Annotated in this window: 9 protein-coding genes and 2 rRNA genes; 5 read left to right on the forward strand and 6 right to left on the reverse strand. The window is 58.2% G+C overall.

Annotation, left to right across the window (positions count from 1 at the left end):
• The first annotated feature begins 268 nt into the window (after positions 1–268).
• Both AR456_RS02490 and rrf read left to right on the forward strand, forming a co-directional pair.
• Positions 269–3,169: ribosomal RNA gene (locus AR456_RS02490) — 23S ribosomal RNA — on the forward strand.
• A gap of 93 nt (positions 3,170–3,262) precedes the next feature.
• Positions 3,263–3,378, forward strand: a 5S ribosomal RNA gene (rrf, locus tag AR456_RS02495).
• 837 nt (positions 3,379–4,215) lie between these two features.
• Here the strand turns inward: rrf and AR456_RS02500 are convergent.
• The 6 genes from AR456_RS02500 to AR456_RS02525 all read right to left on the reverse strand — a co-directional run bounded on the left by AR456_RS02500 (position 4,216) and on the right by AR456_RS02525 (position 13,155).
• Positions 4,216–6,210 carry a DUF4139 domain-containing protein gene (locus AR456_RS02500; protein WP_021819759.1) on the reverse strand — a complete coding sequence of 665 codons (1,995 nt, stop codon included), beginning with the start codon at positions 6,208–6,210 and terminating at the stop codon, positions 4,216–4,218.
• Positions 6,211–6,387: 177 nt separating this feature from the next.
• Positions 6,388–8,010 carry an ABC transporter ATP-binding protein gene (locus AR456_RS02505; protein WP_021819760.1) on the reverse strand — a complete coding sequence of 541 codons (1,623 nt, stop codon included), beginning with the start codon at positions 8,008–8,010 and terminating at the stop codon, positions 6,388–6,390.
• A 26-nt stretch (positions 8,011–8,036) separates the two neighbouring features.
• Entirely contained in the window at positions 8,037–8,921 is an 885-nt protein-coding gene (locus AR456_RS02510) for an ABC transporter permease (protein WP_031208288.1), read from the reverse strand.
• A 3-nt stretch (positions 8,922–8,924) separates the two neighbouring features.
• Positions 8,925–9,851 (reverse strand): oligopeptide ABC transporter permease OppB, encoded by a 927-nt coding sequence (gene oppB / locus AR456_RS02515; RefSeq protein WP_021819762.1) that lies wholly within the window; start codon positions 9,849–9,851, stop codon positions 8,925–8,927.
• 20 nt (positions 9,852–9,871) lie between these two features.
• Positions 9,872–11,470 carry a peptide ABC transporter substrate-binding protein gene (locus tag AR456_RS02520; RefSeq protein WP_021819763.1) on the reverse strand — a complete coding sequence of 533 codons (1,599 nt, stop codon included), beginning with the start codon at positions 11,468–11,470 and terminating at the stop codon, positions 9,872–9,874.
• Positions 11,471–11,532: 62 nt separating this feature from the next.
• On the reverse strand, positions 11,533–13,155 hold the full coding sequence (locus AR456_RS02525) for a peptide ABC transporter substrate-binding protein (RefSeq protein ID WP_021819764.1): 1,623 nt from the start codon (positions 13,153–13,155) through the stop codon (positions 11,533–11,535).
• Positions 13,156–13,514: 359 nt separating this feature from the next.
• Here AR456_RS02525 and prfB point away from each other — a divergent pair.
• The 3 genes from prfB to AR456_RS02540 all read left to right on the forward strand — a co-directional run bounded on the left by prfB (position 13,515) and on the right by AR456_RS02540 (position 16,800).
• Positions 13,515–14,613, forward strand: a protein-coding gene (gene prfB / locus AR456_RS02530) for a peptide chain release factor 2 (RefSeq protein ID WP_155829319.1) whose coding sequence is annotated in 2 segments (ribosomal slippage) — positions 13,515–13,589 and positions 13,591–14,613 — 1,098 coding nt in all. Because the reading frame shifts where the segments join, the coding sequence is not laid out codon by codon here.
• Between the two features lie 112 nt (positions 14,614–14,725).
• Positions 14,726–16,252 (forward strand): lysine--tRNA ligase, encoded by a 1,527-nt coding sequence (gene lysS, locus AR456_RS02535; RefSeq protein ID WP_021819766.1) that lies wholly within the window; start codon positions 14,726–14,728, stop codon positions 16,250–16,252.
• A 161-nt stretch (positions 16,253–16,413) separates the two neighbouring features.
• Positions 16,414–16,800, forward strand: coding sequence for a hypothetical protein (locus tag AR456_RS02540; protein ID WP_021819767.1), 387 nt, complete (start codon positions 16,414–16,416; stop codon positions 16,798–16,800).
• Positions 16,801–16,846: the final 46 nt, after the last annotated feature.

Genomic DNA, 16,846 nt, shown 5'->3' on the forward strand with positions numbered 1-16,846 from the left:
TGGTCGAAGATTCACTTATTTATGAGAATAAACGTCGTGAATCTTCGTCGTGCGACAGAAGGATTTACCTGATCAACAGTCATTGTAGTGAATTCTAAGTCGTGTGCTTTGTGTAAAGCCTACCACTTAGAGTTTCGGCTCTATTGCTCTTTAACAATGTAGATCATGCTGACAAGTCCCTTTTCTTCGGAAAAGGGCAAGTGATACGTCTCAAGCGTATCCGGCAATTGTCGTGCATCATCGATTGACAGACCCCTTGGGGTTATATGGTCAAGCGATGAAGCGCATACGGTGGATGCCTAGGCAGTCAGAGGCGATGAAAGACGTGGAAGCCTGCGATAAGGTTCGGCGAGGTGGCAAACAACCTGTGACCCGGACATTTCTGAATGGGGAAACCCACCCAACACAAGTTGGGTATCCCACACTGAATACATAGGTGTTGGGAGGCGAACCGGGGGAACTGAAACATCTAAGTACCCCGAGGAAAAGAAATCAACCGAGATTCCCCCAGTAGCGGCGAGCGACCGGGGACCAGCCCTTAAGCAACACGACCGGTAGGTGAACAGACTGGGAAGTCTGGCCATAGTGGGTGATAGCCCCGTAACCGAAACCCGAGTGTTGTGAAATCGAGTAGGTCGAGGCACGTGAAACCTTGACTGAACATGGGGGGACCATCCTCCAAGGCTAAATACTCCTGACTGACCGATAGTGAACCAGTACCGTGAGGGAAAGGCGAAAAGAACCCCGGAGAGGGGAGTGAAATAGATCCTGAAACCGTATGCGTACAAGCAGTGGGAGCAGACTCGTTCTGTGACCGCGTACCTTTTGTATAATGGGTCAGCGACTTATTTTCAGTGGCGAGCTTAACCGTATAGGGGAGGCGTAGGGAAACCGAGTCTTAACTGGGCGACCAGTCGCTGGAAATAGACCCGAAACCGGGCGATCTATCCATGAGCAGGTTGAAGGTTGAGTAACATCAACTGGAGGACCGAACCAGGATCTGTTGAAAAAGATTTGGATGACTTGTGGATCGGAGTGAAAGGCTAATCAAGCCCGGAGATAGCTGGTTCTCCTCGAAAGCTATTTAGGTAGCGCCTCACGTATCACCGCCGGGGGTAGAGCACTGTTTCGGCTAGGGGGTCATCCCGACTTACCAACCCGAGGCAAACTCCGAATACCGGTGAGTGCAAGCGTGGGAGACACACAGCGGGTGCTAACGTCCGTTGTGAAAAGGGAAACAACCCAGACCGTCAGCTAAGGCCCCGAAATCCTGGTTAAGTGGGAAACGATGTGGGAAGGCTTAGACAGCTAGGAGGTTGGCTTAGAAGCAGCCATCCTTTAAAGAAAGCGTAATAGCTCACTAGTCGAGTCGGCCTGCGCGGAAGATGTAACGGGGCTCAAACCAGGTGCCGAAGCTACGGGTTCGCCGAATGGCGAGCGGTAGAGGAGCGTCGTGTAAGCCGATGAAGGTGGATTGAGAAGTCTGCTGGAGGTATCACGAGTGCGAATGCTGACATGAGTAACGACAAGGGGAGTGAAAAACTCCCCCGCCGGAAGACCAAGGGTTTCTGTTCGACGCTAATCGGAGCAGAGTGAGTCGGCCCCTAAGGCGAGGCCGAAAGGCGTAGTCGATGGGAAACGGGTCAATATTCCCGTACCTCACAGTATTGCGATGGGGGGACGAAGAAGGCTAGGTGAGCCAGGCGTTGGTTGTCCTGGTGAAAGCTTGTAGGCCAGTGATTCAGGTAAATCCGGATCACTCTCTTCATGGAGAAGGCCGAGAAGCGAGACGAACTGACTACGGTCAGGAAGTCATCGATGCCACGCTTCCAGGAAAAGCCTCTAAGCTTCAGATACTGTGGGACCGTACCCCAAACCGACACAGGTGGTCAGGTAGAGAATACCAAGGCGCTTGAGAGAACTCGGGTGAAGGAACTAGGCAAAATGGTGCCGTAACTTCGGGAGAAGGCACGCCGCATCAGGGTGAAGGAACTTGCTTCCGGAGCCCGAAGCGGTCGAAGATACCAGGTGGCTGCAACTGTTTATTAAAAACACAGCACTCTGCAAACGCGCAAGCGGACGTATAGGGTGTGACGCCTGCCCGGTGCCGGAAGGTTAAGTGATGGTGTTAGGTTCGCCGAAGCTCCTGATCGAAGCCCCGGTAAACGGCGGCCGTAACTATAACGGTCCTAAGGTAGCGAAATTCCTTGTCGGGTAAGTTCCGACCTGCACGAATGGCGTAATGATGGCCACGCTGTCTCCACCCGAGACTCAGTGAAATTGAAATCGCAGTGAAGATGCTGTGTACCCGCGGCTAGACGGAAAGACCCCGTGAACCTTTACTACAGCTTCACACTGGACGCTGATGTTGCCTGTGTAGGATAGCTGGGAGGCTTTGAAACCCTGTCGCTAGATGGGGTGGAGCCAACCTTGAAATACCAGCCTGGCATCATTGGCGTTCTAACTCAGGACCGTTATCCGGTTCGAGGACCGTGTGTGGTGGGTAGTTTGACTGGGGCGGTCTCCTCCCAAAGAGTAACGGAGGAGCACGAAGGTACCCTCAGCACGGTTGGAAATCGTGCATTGAGTGCAAGAGCATAAGGGTGCTTGACTGCGAGACAGACACGTCGAGCAGGTACGAAAGTAGGTTCTAGTGATCCGGTGGTTCTGTATGGAAGGGCCATCGCTCAACGGATAAAAGGTACTCCGGGGATAACAGGCTGATACCGCCCAAGAGTTCACATCGACGGCGGTGTTTGGCACCTCGATGTCGGCTCATCACATCCTGGGGCTGAAGTCGGTCCCAAGGGTATGGCTGTTCGCCATTTAAAGTGGTACGCGAGCTGGGTTTAGAACGTCGTGAGACAGTTCGGTCCCTATCTGCCGTGGGCGTTGGAGATTTGAGAAGTGCTGCTCCTAGTACGAGAGGACCGGAGTGGACGTACCTCTGGTGTTCCGGTTGTCACGCCAGTGGCATCGCCGGGTAGCTATGTACGGACGGGATAACCGCTGAAAGCATCTAAGCGGGAAGCCCCCTTCAAGATGAGATCTCCCTGAGGCCTTGAGCCTCCTGAAGGACCCAGCAAGACCAGCTGGTTGATAGGCCGGGTGTGGAAGCGCTGCAAGGCGTTGAGCTAACCGGTACTAATGGTCCGTGAGGCTTGACCATATAACACCCAAGTGGTTTTGGTCGATGACGCACGACATGACATTGACGGATACGACGAGACGTATCAGATCGGCATGATCTACACCCTTTTCGCCTGACGACCATAGCGAGTGTGAACCACCTGATCCCTTGCCGAACTCAGTAGTGAAACCGCTCAGCGCCGATGGTAGTGTGGGGTCTCCCCATGTGAGAGTAGGTCATCGTCAGGCATTTATTAGAAGAACCCCGATTATCGAGAGATGGTCGGGGTTTTTCGCATCATGGGAAGACCCCGCTTTTTATAGGTGGGGCCGCGCCAGCGCGGTCCGGCCACGAGGCAAGCCTCGCGGCGTTCGCCCACCCTCGCAGCCGTGCTGCGAACCCCCGGGTGGTCTCACCCCCATGTGAGAATGGCTACGGAATGGCTATGAGTAGGGTGAGTGCCGCCTGGCGGTCTGAAAAGCAGATATATCTTGCCCGGGTTATGTGCGAACGGGTACGGGATGTACAGCCGCGAAGCGGCGTCCCGTACACCGGCTCAAGCTCACGGTAGTGAGTGCAGAGGCGTCAGGCATTTATTCAGAGCTCTCTCGAAGTTCAGCCGATTATCGAGAGATGATCGGGGTTCTTCGCATGCATGGGAGCGCGTGCCGCCTGATCGTCATGCACCAGGTTTGACGATAATTCTTCCTTCTTCCGTCTTACAACTTCCCTCTTTTACATGTGGGGCCGCGCCAGCGCGGTCCGGCCACGAGGCAGGCCTCGCGGCGTTCGTCCACCCTCGCAGCCGTGCTGCGAACCCCCGGGTGGCCTCACCCCCATGTGACCCGTTCGTCGGGAACGAACGGGAACCGCCTTCAGGCGGGCCGAAGGGCGAGTCTCAGGATAGAGACGAGTAGAGAGTAAGCACTGACACCAGAAACCCTCAAATCGAACAGCTTTGGGGCGTGGACGATCACTCTGGTTAAGTAGTTGACGTCGTATGCCTTTTCCTTCTTCTTACTTATAGCTTATAGCTTATAACCTTTCTTCTTCCTTCTTCCTTCTTCCTTCTTCCTTCTTCCGCCTTACAACTTCCCTCTCGTTGACCTTCCCGATAACTGACGAATAAAGTCTTCAACGGCGGTCTGGCGTTCGCGCAGTGTTGCCAGGGCCCGTTGTTGATCGTCATTGAGTTGGGCAATCTGATCTTCCTGTTCCTCCAGCATGCTGAGGTAACGCTGTCCCAGTTCACTATCGGCGGGAACCGCAGCAAGGTTGTCACGTACGCGGGCCTGCCCACTTTCCGCCTGCTGGATCTGGCTCCTGGTCTGGTCTAGTGTCTGCTGGGCCTGGCTGGCCAGACGCTTCAACTCGGCCAGGCGAGTCAGGTGGCTGCCGGTGTCGGCATCCACGGCACTACCTGACCAGGCATATAGGCTGCCCGAGTCGATGTCGGTCAAGGCGATAACCTCGACGTTGCTACGCTCCATGACTGCCGTGGCTTCGTCTTCAGCACCTGCTTCGATATCCAGCTTCAAGCGATAATAGTTTGGCGTGGTGGTGTCGAGCTGTGGAGAGGTAAAGTCCCAACCAGGCTGGCGAGGGTGCTCGATAACGATCGTGCGCGGTGCATCGGCAGCGCCCTTGATGGTGTAGGTCGTGGTTTGGCGCTCGGTACGCGTCGCATGCAATGTGTCATCCACGATCGCTATCCGGGATTCGTCTTCTGTTTGAGCCTCTGAGCTGATCTCTACCTTGCGGTCGGCAGCGAAGCTGACCATCCGGCTCTCACCATTGGGAAGTCCCGTGAGTTGAGCATCGCCGATATAACCGTCATCCTGGCCATACACTGTCAGGATGCCAGCGGGTAGGCTGACATCGGTATCGTTGCTCAGCCGTATCGCTGCGACGGGGTGTGAGCTGCCGCTGTCTGGCTGAAAGAGTGACAACCATTGGGCAGGGACTTCACTATCGACAAAGGGCACTGCCAGGGTTCGATCCGCGGCAAGGTCGATGGGCTGAGGCAGGCGATAGCTGGCCTGAGTCAGGCTTTCATCTGTCTCGGTATTCTGCCCGGCGCTGGCCATCGACATGGGCGCTGGTGCCGACTCGGCAAGGGCCATATCTGCTGCCATGCCCTTGGATAATCGTTGGGCCTGGAACTGATGGTTATCGACGGACATCTGGCTGGCATTGTCGGGGCGTGGAGCCTCTGAAGCCCCGACCATGACCGGGATTTCTTCACGTTGATGCCTGTAGCGTTGGTGCAGACGCTGGGTTAGCGTGACGGGAGCCCCGGACGACAAGGTCAATGAAACGTTGTTCCAGTCTTCTCCACTGGTGTTTTCGACGACTGCCCATGCCTGCAACCTGGCTTTGGAGTCTTGTTCATCGATGACCAGACGATAGGCACTCTTCCACACCGGTGCCGAAACCACGTAGGAGAGCGAGACGTTTCGTTCACCTGTCCCGCCCAGTCGGATGGCTATATCGCGCAGCTCATCACTGCGCCCGCGACCACTGACCCGAGCGGCTTCTGCTACCCGTTCACGCATGCTCTGATCGAGAATCTCGACCACACTATCGCTGCCCAGCCGCATGACCTCCATCTGGCCGTCGGTATTCATCAACGACAGAATCGGTTCGCTGACGACGTTGCCTCCGTCATCGACGGTCATCGCTTGCTCGCTGACGCCCAGTACGCTGCCTTCCAGGCTGCGGCCGCCGGAACTGGCGCGCACCTGAATTCCTTGAAGCGTGGCAAGCAGTGCTGGCAGTGAAGTCAGTTGATCGGGACTGAAGGGTAGGCGACGAAAGGTTTCCTCTACTGGTGCCAGACCGTCCAATGTCATGCTCTCGACACTGCCTTGCGGGTCCTGAACAACCAGGCTCTTGAGAATATCGTCGACCTGCTCCAACGGGATTTCGAGATGCAGTTCGCGGTTGGCATCGACAGGTGCGCTGCGGTGAATTTCCGCCAGGCCTCCACGGGATAGGGTGATGCTGTCGATATGAGAGTCGATAGGTGACTCTGTCGCCCATGCGGGCGACAGTAGCGAAGAGGGCAGAATCACTGCCATGGCTACAAGCACATGGCGCCCAGGTCCTTGGTGGCGTGGCTTGTATTGACCGATCTGGTCTGTCGTCCTGACTGGCTTGTTCATTGTCCACCTGCCTTGTTCTGGGCACCAGAGATCTGGGCGTTTGCATGGATCAAAGGTTAGCCGAGGATGACTGGGTGCGAACAGCTGGTTGTCTCAGGCGACGTTTTCGAGCATAGCCGCTGCCAGCAACTGTTGGGTGTATTCGGTCCTTGGCTGATGGAAGATCTGCTCGGCGCTTCCCTGCTCAACGACGGCACCTTCCTTCATGACCAGCACCGTATCGGATAGTGCGCGGACTACGGCGAGGTCGTGGCTGATGAACAGGTAGGTCAGGCCGTACTTTTGCTGAAGGTCTCGGAGCAGGTCGATAACTGTTACCTGTACCGAGCGGTCGAGTGCCGAGGTCGGCTCGTCGAGCAGCAGGAAGTCGGGCTTGAGTACCAGGGCTCGGGCGATGGCGATACGCTGTCGTTGCCCACCGGAGAACTCATGGGGGTAGCGGTTGCGCATTGCCGGGTCGAGTCGTACTTCTTCCAATGCCGCCATCACTTGTGTCTCGCGTTCTGCACGGCTCAAGTGTAGTGCATGGACCTTGAGTCCCTCGCCGATGACGTCACCCACCGTCAGTCGTGGTGAGAGTGAGCCATAAGGGTCCTGGAAGACCACTTGCAGACGTGAGCGCAATGGGCGCATAGCGGCCTTGTCGAGAGGGTCGAGTCGGGTGTCCTCGAAACGTATCTCACCTTCGCTCTTCAGCAGTCTCAATAACGCACGGCCCAGCGTCGATTTGCCTGACCCCGACTCGCCGACGATGCCGACTGTCTGGCCACGGCGGATATCGAGATCGATACCCTTCACCGCCTCGAAGTAGTCATTGTGGCCGAACCAGCGCTTCTTGATCGCAAACCGCACACGCACGTCTCTGGCCTGGAGCAGCATCGGTGAGCTGTTGGGCACTGCTTCCTTGCACCCGCGAGGCTCGGCGTCGATCAGCATGCGCGTATATTCATGCTGCGGATCGCGGAACACTGCCGTGGTATCACCCTGTTCCACCAGTTCGCCATGGCGCATCACGCAGACGCGGTCGGCAAAGTGACGCACAATGGTCAGATCATGAGTGATGAACAGGATCGCCATCCCATAACGCTGTTGCAGGTCCTTGAGCAGTTCGAGAATCTGCGCCTGGACGGTGACATCCAGCGCCGTGGTCGGCTCATCGGCAATCAGCAGCTCCGGTTCTCCGGCCAGTGCCATGGCGATCATCACCCGCTGTCGCTGGCCTCCCGATAGCTCATGGGCGAAGCTGTTGACGCGCCGTTGTGGCTCGGGGATGCCCACCTGTTCCAGCAGTTCGATAGCTCTGTCGCGCGCGGCCTTGCCCTTGAGCCCCTTGTGGCGGTCGAGCACTTCGCTGATCTGTTGCCCGATGCGGTGCAGCGGGTTCAGCGATGTCATCGGTTCCTGGAAGATCATCGCGATATTTCCACCACGAATGCGGCGCATGCGTTTCGAGGTCGCGCTGATTAGATCTTCGCCTCGGAAGCGGATGCTACCGTTGGCTCTGGCCAGCTCTGGTAGCAGGCGCATGATCGCAGTTGACGCTACTGATTTTCCGGAACCGGACTCGCCAACCAGTGCCAGGGTTTCGCCGGGCGCTAGTTGGAAGCTGATGCCCTTGACCGCATCGATGCTGCCATGAGGCAGGTTGAACTGCACGGTGAGGTCGCTGATGTCGAGCAGGGGCTCGCTGTCGTGACGGGAGTGATGTTCGCTCATGATGGGGTCTCCTGGTGGTTTCGCCGTCAGCGAGTCCTGGGGTCGAGGGCGTCGCGCAATCCGTCGCCAAGGAAATTAAGGCAGAACAGGGTCACGGCAAGGAATGCCGAGGGCACCAGCAGCATCCAGGGTTCGGTCTGCATGGACTCGGTTCCTTCGGAGATCAATACTCCCCAACTGGTCAACGGTTCCTGAACGCCGAGCCCGAGAAAGGACAGGAAGCTCTCGAGCAGAATGACCTTGGGTACCGTCAGGGTGACATAGACGATGACTGGGCCAATCGCATTGGGGATCAGGTGGCGGGTGATGATCTTGCCATCCTTGACCCCCAGCGCATGGGCGGCCTCGATGAACTCGCGCTGCTTCAAGGCCAGCGTCTGGCCACGCACGATGCGTGCCATGTCCAACCACTCGACGGCACCGATGGCGGCGTAGATCAGGAAGATGTTACGCCCGAACACTACCATCAGCAGGATCACCAGGAACATGAACGGCAGCGAGTACATGATGTCGACGAAGCGCATCATCAGGTTGTCGAGGCGTCCGCCGACATAACCAGAGATTGCACCGTACAACACGCCAATCACCAGGCTGACGAAGGTTGCCACCAGCGCTACCGACAGGGATATCTGGCCGCCGTAGAGGGTACGTGTCAGTAGGTCGCGGCCATTGGCATCGGTGCCGAGCAGGTGCCAGCCCTCCAGCGTCGGTGCCGCACCGAAGGCGTTCCAGTCAACATCCGCCAGGTCCCAGGGAGTCAACAAGGGCCCGAGGAAACAGGCCACGGTGATCACGCCAAGCAGCGCAAGGCTGAGCATGGCGGCACGATTCTGTGACAGTCGACGCCACGCGTCGCGGCCGAGACTATCGCCGGTAGGTGTCATTGTCTGTTTCAGGGTATCGGTAGTCATGGCTCAGTCGTCGTAGCGAATCTGTGGATCAAGGGCGGAGTAGATCAGGTCAACGATCAGGTTCATCAGCACGATCAGGGCGCCATAGAAGACCACGGTGCCCATTACCAGTGTGTAGTCACGATTCAGGGCCCCCTGGACGAAATAACGGCCGATGCCGGGAATGCCGAAGATCTGCTCGATGACGACCGAGCCGGTGATGATGCCGGCGATCGCCGGGCCCAGGTAGGAAGTAACCGGCAGCAGTGAGGGGCGCATCGCATGTCGCCATACCACTTCGGTTTCCGTCAGGCCCTTGGCGCGCGCGGTACGGATATAATGGCTGCCGAGCGTCTCGATCATACTGGCGCGCATCATGCGGGCGATATAGGCCACCTGGGGAATCGCCAGCGCAATCACCGGCAGCACCTTGTTCGGCAGGGCTCCATCGTTCCAGCCTCCGGCCGGCAACCACTGCAGCAGCACGCCGAACACCAGCGCCAGCAGCGGGGCGATCACAAAGTTCGGCACGGCAATACCGGCCAGTGCCAGTCCCATCACTGTGTAGTCGACACTACTGTTGCGTCTCAGTGCTGCAATGATCCCTAGTGGTAACCCCAGCAGCAGTGCCAGCAGTATCGCCAGGCCGCCGATCTCCAGGCTGACCGGGAAGCCTTGCAGGATCAGTTCGGTGACCGTGAAATCCTTGTATTTGAAGGAGGGACCGAAGTCGCCCTGGGCCAGGTTGCCGAGGTAGCGGAAGTATTGCTGATACAGCGGCTCATCGAGGTGGTAGGCGGCCATCAGGTTGGCCTCGATTTCCGGTGGCAGAGCACGCTCGCCATCGAAGGGGCCGCCGGGCGCGATACGCATCAGGAAGAAGGCGATGGTGATCACGATCAGCATCGTGGGGATCGCCTGCAGTAGACGTTTCAGGGTGTATTTCAGCATTGCACCAGAATCCTCCTTGATTACTGGGTGGCGTTGTAGTCTGTCTCGAGGGAGACGTAGCGCAGCGGGTGCACATCAAGTGGCGTGCTCTGCCAGCCTTTAACGCGCGGGCTGACCAGGTGCACGCTGACATAGTCGTAGATCGGCAACAGCACATTGGCGTCCAGCAGGCGCTGCTCTGCCGCACCGATCAGCTCACTGCGTCGCTGAGGGTCGAGCTCGGCCGAGCTTTGCCGTACCAGCTCATCGTACCTGGTGTCACTGAAGCCGGTGCTGAGGGACGCGGACCCGCCAGCGGCATAGGCATTGAGAAAATCGTGGGCATCATCGACGGTGGCGATCAGCCCGTAACGCGCCAACTCGAAGTCGGCGTGGCGGACCGTGGCGAAGTGTACCGCTGCCTCACGGTTGATCAGCTCCAGGTCCATGCCGAGCGGCTTCCACATCGCGGCAATCGCCACGGCAATCTTGCGATGGTCGTCGAGGGTGTTGTAAGCGAGGCTGAGTTGCAGCGGCTGTTGTGGACCGTAGCCGGCTTCATTCAATAGCTGTGTGGCACGAGCGAGGCGCCGTTCCATGGACCAATCGGCGAAATCGAGCTGTGAGTTCGGGGCATTGCTGACCGCGCGAGGCACATACCAGTACGAGGGAGTCTGACCGATGCCCAGCAATTGATCGGTGATGACCTCGCGGCGCAGCGCAAGGTTGAGCGCTTCGCGTACCCGCGTGTCGGCCAGCGGCGTGCCGTCACGCAGGTTGATCATGTAGAAGTAGCTGCCCAGCAACGGCCCGACCCGTAACGCGTCAGGGAGTTTCTGCTCAACCCATTCGAAGCGCGATGAGGGGACGCCGGAGTAGGAGATATCCAGCTCTCCCGTGCGGAAGCGACTGAGGGCGGCGCCGGGGTCCTCGATGGCATGGAAGACGATGCCGTCCAGTGCCACCTCGTCGGCGGAGTAGTAGTGAGGATTGCGGGTGACGTCGATATGATCCTGGGGATGCCAGTCAGTGAGTACGAAAGGACCACTGGATACCATTACGCCAGGGCGCGTCCAGTCGCTGACATCACTATTCAGCAGGTGCTCGGGCAGCGGTGCCGCCTCACTCATCGCCAGCGCCTGAAGAAACCAGGCGGTGGGCTCAGTCAGGCGAATTTCCAGGGTGCGCTCGTCGAGCGCATTGACACCCAGGCTCTCGGCCGGGGCATCGCCGGCGTTGATCGAATGTGCGCCGACAATCGGGTAGTAGAGATTGGCATTGTGGTTGGCGGTGCCTGGGGCCAGTACGCGGCGCAGAGCGAAGACGGCATCGCTGGCGGTGATCGGTTCTCCATCTGACCAGTGGGCGTCGCGCAGGTGGAAGGTGTAGCGGAGACCGTCTGCTGAGATATCCCAGCGCTCGGCTAGACCGGGTTCCAGGCTGCCATCCGGCGCGTAGTTGATGAGTCGGTCGAACAGAGTGCGGGTGATGCGGGTTTCCCAGTTGCCGCTGACTTTCTGAGGGTCCAGGGTACCAGGTTCGGCACCGTTACCGATCTGTAGTGTGGCTGAGATCGCGTTGGAGCTGGAGCCCAACAGGGTCGCCAGCGCAAGGCTGCGGACTACATCTGCAGGTGACATGTGACCATTCCTCCGGGCTGGAGCATCGGCACCGGGCGGTCCCGGTGCTGATGCGCGCGAGATTACTCGTCGATGGAGATCCAGCGCGACGGATGGTCATCCTCGATATTGTCATCCCAGCCGGAGAGCGCCGGGTTCACCAGGTTGCGTGATACGTAGTAAAGCATCGGGATCAGTGCATTGTCGCCGAGGGCGGTGGCTTCGGCCTGCTCCATCAGGGCCTGACGCTCCTCCGGGTCCATGGTGACGGCAGCCTCATTGTAGAGCGTATCGAACTCGGGGCTGGAGTAGGCACCGTAATTGTTGCCGGCACCGGTGCGCAGCAGCGCCAGGAAGTTCTCTGCATCGTTGTAGTCGGCGATCCAGCCTGCACGGGCGACGTCAAAGTCCCCCTGGGCAATGGTCTGGTAGTGCACGGTAGCCTCGGAATTGACCAGTTCCACCTCGACTCCCAACGGGCGCCACATTGATGAGATCGCGATGGCGATCTTCTTGTGCTCATCGGTGGTGTTGTAGCGCAGTCGCAACCGCAGGGGATTGTCCTGGTTGTATCCCACGGCCTCCATCAGTTCCCGGGCGCGCTGCATGCGTGCATCCATGTCATCGGTGATGTCGTTGCCATCGGCATCGCTGAAGGTCAGTGTCTGCACGTCATAGTCGGCGATGCCGTCGGGCACGAAGGAACGAGACGGCAGGAAGGTGCCTTGCAGAATCTGCTCTGAGATGACGTCGCGACGCACTGCCATGCTCAGCGCCTCACGCACTCTGGCATCGGTGGTGGGGTGACCATCGCGGTGATTCAGAACGTAGTAGTAACTGCCGAGGTAGGGGGCCATGTGCGTGGCATCGGGAATCTGTTCCTTGAGCAGCGAGTACATGCTGGAGGAGTACTCGCGCATGATATCCAGCTCGCCAGCACGGAAGCGCGAGACACCTGCGTTGCGATCTTCGATGGTGTGGTAGCGCACGCCATCGAGGGCGACCTCTTCGGCATCATAGTACTCGGGGTTCTTCTCTACCGTGATGCGAGATTGGGATACCCACTGGACCGGAGTGAAAGCGCCGTTGGTGACGATATTATCGAGGTCGACGTACTCCTGACCGAATTCTTCCCAGCTATGCAGTGGCTGAGGGTAAGTAGTGTAATGGCTTAGTTGCTGTATGAAGTAGGGAGTCGGGGCATTGAGGTGGACGACGAAAGTCTGTGGATCGATGGCTTCAACGCCGAGTTCCTCGAGTGGCTTATCGCCGGTATTGACGGCTTCGCCATTGACCACAGGGTAGAGCTGATAGGCATATTTCGAGGCGCTCTTCGGGTCGAGTAGGTGACGCCAGCCGAACACGAAATCGGCGGCGGTGACCGGTTCACCGTCAGACCAATGGGCGTCCTCACGCAAGTGGAAGGTGTAGGTCCGGCCGTCTTCGGAAACGTCCCAACTGGCTGCCATACCCGGTAGGATTTCACCATCCGGTGCTTCCTTTACCAGTCCCTCGTAGACATCCATCAGCACCTGCGACTCCCAGATACCACCAGAGACCTTCGAGGTATCGAAAGACGCCAGTTCGCCGGTGACACCGATATCCAGGGTGGCGGCCATCGCGGCGGGCATCACAGCGAGACCAGAGAGGCTGATGGCGGAGACGAGCGCCGTACGGCGCAACCAGATGTTGAGTGGTTGAGGCATCGTTGTCACTTCCTTGCACGTTGGAGATTATTGTTGTGCAGAGCGCTACCCGACAGCGCGGGGGGTTGTGCCTGCGCAGTTCCATTTGGATGAAATCGACGCTCTAGACCATCGCGCCCCGGCAGCAAGTCTGTCCAGACGAAAATTTTCATAGCGCATTGCGTTTCGTCGATGATCACCTGCTGGACCTGTTCTGCGCTGGCCTGGATGACGTCGCTCGACTAATTGGCTACAATATCTGCCCTTTTTTCAGGGTTTATGAGAAGTGTCGTGCCACGTTGCTGGCCGTGCTGTCATGCCCTGTTCATTGCCCTGTGGCTTGTCCCTGTGGCTTGTTCCGATGGAAATAGGCGAACTCCATGTTGGAAACCAACCCGATTCATAACCTCATCAAGGACCTGTCTGAACGGACAGACGTCCTGAGGGGGTATCTTTGACTATGCCGAGAAGAAAGACCGGCTAGAGGAAGTCACACGCGAGCTTGAGGATCCGGGCGTCTGGAATGACCCGGATTATGCCCAGAAACTGGGCAAGGAACGTGCGTCACTGGAGTTGATCGTCGCGACCATTGATGAGCTTGATCAGGGATTGGGCGATAGCCGCGATCTGCTCGAGCTGGCAGAAATGGAGGACGATGAGGACACGGTCGGCGAAGTCCAGCGCGAGCTTGACTCTCTCAAGGCCAACCTCGAGAAGCTTGAGTTTCGGCGCATGTTCTCCGGTGAGATGGACGAGAATAACGCCTATCTCGATATCCAGGCAGGCTCAGGTGGTACCGAGGCTCAAGACTGGGCCAACATGCTGTTGCGCATGTATCTGCGCTGGGCCGAGAGCCACGGTTTCAAGAGCGAGATCACCGAGTTGTCGGCAGGTGAAGTCGCGGGTATCAAGTCCGCCTCTGTACACATTCAGGGGGACTACGCCTTCGGTTGGCTGCGCACCGAGACCGGGGTCCACCGTCTGGTACGCAAGAGTCCCTTCGACTCCGGTGGGCGTCGCCATACCTCTTTTGCCTCGGTGTTCCTGTCTCCGGAAATTGATGACAGCTTCGAGGTCGAGATCAACCCGGCCGATCTGCGTGTCGATACCTACCGCTCCAGCGGTGCCGGTGGTCAGCACGTCAACACCACCGACTCGGCGGTGCGGATTACCCACGAGCCAAGTGGTGTAGTGGTATCGTGCCAGAGCCAGCGCAGTCAGCATGCCAACCGCGACTTTGCCATGAAACAGTTGAAGGCAAAGCTGTGGGAAGTGGAAATGCAGAAGCGTAACGCTGCCAAGCAGGAAGCCGAGGATGCCAAGGCGGACATCGGCTGGGGTAGCCAGATTCGCTCATACGTGCTGGATGACCAGCGCATCAAGGACCTGCGTACTTCCGTGCAATCCAGCAACTGCGACAAGGTGCTCGACGGAGACCTCGACGATTTCATTGTCGCCAGCTTGAAGCAGGGGCTTTAAGACAATACTCGTGGCAGGCTGTAGCCTCGGCGCACGCTCGTGCGCGAGGCTACAGTGATTCCCGCCGTTCTCGCCCGCGATACGAGACAACTTCTGATACAGGACACTGGCCATGGCCAACCAGGATATTCCCACTACCGCTGATGCCGCCCAGGAAGAAAACCGCCTGATCGCCGAGCGTCGTGCCAAACTGGCTGCCCGTCGTCAGCAGGTTGCCGATCAGGGTGGCAGCGTATTCCCCAATGATTTCCGTCGCGATAGCCTTGCCGCAGAATTGCAGGCTGAGTTGGGCGACAAGGACAAGGAAGAGCTGGAAGCGCTTGGGCGCGAAGCCGCTGTGGCTGGCCGGGTAATGCGCAAGCGCGGCCCCTTCATCGTGATTCAGGACGTCAGCGATCAGATTCAGCTGTACGTCGACAAGAAGGGGCTTCCGGAGCAGGTATTGGAAGACATCAAGGGCTGGGATATCGGCGATATCGTCGCGGGCCGTGGCCCAGTGCACAAGTCCGGCAAGGGCGACCTGTACGTGATGATGCTGGAGGCGCAGCTGCTGACCAAGAGCCTGCGTCCGTTGCCTGACAAGTTCCATGGCCTGACCGACATGGAAGCGCGTTACCGTCAGCGTTATGTCGACCTGATCATGAATCCGGACTCGCGTCGTGTGTTCGAGACTCGCGCCGCGATCATCAGCACCATGCGTCGCTTCTTCGAGGACCGCGGCTTCATGGAAGTCGAGACGCCGATGCTGCAACAGATTCCCGGCGGTGCCACCGCGCGTCCGTTCGTTACCCACCATAATGCGCTGGATATCGACATGTATCTGCGCATTGCACCGGAGCTGTATCTCAAGCGCCTGGTGGTGGGTGGTTTCGAGCGGGTATTCGAGATCAACCGCAACTTCCGCAATGAAGGTCTGTCCACGCGCCATAATCCCGAGTTCACCATGGTCGAGTTCTACTGGGCCTATGTCGACTATCAGGAGTTGATGGATCTGACTGAGCAGATGCTGCGCGAGATCGCCGAGAAGGTGCTTGGCACGACGATGCTGAACTATCAGGGATCGAGCTATGACCTGGGCCAGCCGTTCGTACGCATGACCATTCGTGAGGCGATTCTTGCCCATGGTGAGGGCATCAGTGCAGCGGATATTGATGATCTCGATGCGGCCCGTGCGTTGGCGACTCGTCTGGGTATTCAGGTCAAGGATGGTTGGGGCCTCGGCAAGCTGCAGACTGAAATCTTCGAGGAAGTGGCGGAAGCAAAGCTGGATCAACCGACGTTCATCACCGAGTATCCCGCCGAGGTCAGTCCGCTGGCACGGCGCAACGATGCCAACCCTTTCGTTACCGACCGCTTCGAGTTCTTCGTCGGTGGACGCGAGATCGCCAATGGCTTCTCCGAGCTCAACGATGCCGAGGATCAGGCCGAGCGTTTCCGTGCCCAGGCGGCAGAGAAGGATGCGGGTGACCTGGAAGCCATGTATTACGATGCGGACTATGTCCGTGCGCTGGAAGTGGGGCTGCCGCCGACAGCGGGTGAGGGTATTGGTATCGACCGGCTGGTGATGCTGTTCACCGACAGTCCGTCGATCCGTGATGTATTGCTGTTCCCGGCCATGCGCCCTGAAGTTGCCGAGTAGCTTGCTGAGCAAGTTGTCGAGTAGTTGGATCCGTAGACTTGCCGAGTGACACCTTGATGGCTGGCGGTGTTGTGCCGCTGGCGATCATCCGGCAGATAAGCGCTGGTAAGGGAGCGACAGAGCGCACATAATGGCTGCGTTTCGACGTCGAGGAGACCGTGATGAAACTGCTCAACCGCTCCGCCCTGAGCGTCAGGCCGACCCAGCATTTTGTTGACTGGATCAATGCGCTTGAACCGACGGTAGGCGATGATGACCTCACCCTTGCTGATGTCGAGCGCGAAAGCACCGTCTACTTGATTCCCGAGATGGATACACGGGAAGCTCTGGATGCCTTCGTTCGCGAGCGCTTCCTCGATGTGCTGGAAAGTGAACTACGTGCCTGGGAAGAAGACGAGCGCCAGTGGCCGGAAACGGTCGACTGGGCATTGTTCGAACGCTTCCTGCAGGTCGAACACAGCTACCTGGCAATCGACCTCGAAAATGAAGCTGCGCTGGAAATCTCCGAAGTGGATGATGAGCTGCTGGTGGATCTCGAGCAGGACTGATCACCGTGGGATTGCGCCGCCCGCTGCGCTATAGAGCAGTGGGCCT

This window comes from Halomonas huangheensis, from assembly GCF_001431725.1.
GTDB classification, from domain to species: Bacteria; Pseudomonadota; Gammaproteobacteria; order Pseudomonadales; family Halomonadaceae; genus Halomonas; species Halomonas huangheensis.

What these genes read in the sequence shown, in the direction of transcription:
- AR456_RS02505 (WP_021819760.1), bottom strand. Translation starts at nt 8,010, where the DNA reads ATGAGCGAACATCACTCCCGTCACGACAGCGAGCCCCTGCTCGACATC.
- AR456_RS02500 (WP_021819759.1), bottom strand. Translation starts at nt 6,210, where the DNA reads ATGGCAGTGATTCTGCCCTCTTCGCTACTGTCGCCCGCATGGGCGACA.
- lysS (WP_021819766.1), top strand. Translation starts at nt 14,726, where the DNA reads ATGGCCAACCAGGATATTCCCACTACCGCTGATGCCGCCCAGGAAGAA.
- AR456_RS02510 (WP_031208288.1), bottom strand. Translation starts at nt 8,921, where the DNA reads ATGACTACCGATACCCTGAAACAGACAATGACACCTACCGGCGATAGT.
- AR456_RS02540 (WP_021819767.1), top strand. Translation starts at nt 16,414, where the DNA reads ATGAAACTGCTCAACCGCTCCGCCCTGAGCGTCAGGCCGACCCAGCAT.
- oppB (WP_021819762.1), bottom strand. Translation starts at nt 9,851, where the DNA reads ATGCTGAAATACACCCTGAAACGTCTACTGCAGGCGATCCCCACGATG.
- AR456_RS02525 (WP_021819764.1), bottom strand. Translation starts at nt 13,155, where the DNA reads ATGCCTCAACCACTCAACATCTGGTTGCGCCGTACGGCGCTCGTCTCC.
- AR456_RS02520 (WP_021819763.1), bottom strand. Translation starts at nt 11,470, where the DNA reads ATGTCACCTGCAGATGTAGTCCGCAGCCTTGCGCTGGCGACCCTGTTG.